The following is a 782-nucleotide window of genomic DNA, read 5'->3' as shown; positions in this document are numbered from 1 at the left end:
CCTTGTTAAGGTGTGAGGCACGCAATACCGAAGCCTCTGCATAACACCTTAATCACTAAAGCCGACGCATAGTAAAAATGCCACGCGTGCCGAATCACTCTTGAACAATTTGTTATGCCTCATCTTCCAACAAGCACTGGAGCTTCCTTATGAAAGCACCACCATTTTTGTCATAAGGCAAAACAATTTTAATGTCTGTATAAACTGTCGGGTCCGATATATCGTCAAAGATTTCTTGAATAAGCTCCATAATATTCTCTATATCTTCGTGCCCAAACTGTAGGTTAAGAGGCTTAGTACCCATCAATGTCCTTAGATCATTATGAGCCAACAACTTTTGTCTCCACTGTTTGATACCAGTAGATACGTAAAGCTCATTCAACTTCTCTAGCTTGTCATTTAACTCTGGGCAATCACACTGCTTCACAATACGAGCTAGTGACAAGTTTTTATTTTTCCTCGTTTCTGCAGGATCAAATAAACAAGCGATACTTAGGCATAGTTTTTCTATGTAAGCTTTTTGAATTCGTGAGAACACCAATGAGTTGAACTTATTCAAAACATCTACTGATTCTTGCGAAGTAAATAGCTCGCTATACAACGTTAAATCAGTACACAAGTCCGTAAAGTATTTCTTGAGCACTGATAGCTCTTCCGGATTTACTTTGGATCGGTCAAATTCTACCCGCTTCGGTAAAGGCAAATTATTTGCTTTGCAGAAGTCATCATTGCTAGTCAAAGTTTTCTCCATGAGGCATAACGCCCTGTTAAGGTGTGAGCAA

At 39.4% G+C, this 782-nt stretch carries 1 protein-coding gene; it reads right to left on the bottom strand.

Going from position 1 to position 782, the window contains the following annotated elements; translation table 11 throughout:
• Positions 1-112 precede the first annotated feature (112 nt).
• The coding region (locus tag VHA02S_RS24945) for an AbiU2 domain-containing protein (RefSeq protein WP_218000908.1) at positions 113-782 on the bottom strand (670 nt) is incomplete at its 5' end.

This window comes from Vibrio harveyi NBRC 15634 = ATCC 14126 = KCTC 12724 (genome assembly GCF_001591145.1).
GTDB lineage: Bacteria > Pseudomonadota > Gammaproteobacteria > Enterobacterales > Vibrionaceae > Vibrio > Vibrio harveyi.
This window is presented reverse-complemented; position numbering and strand designations above follow the sequence as displayed.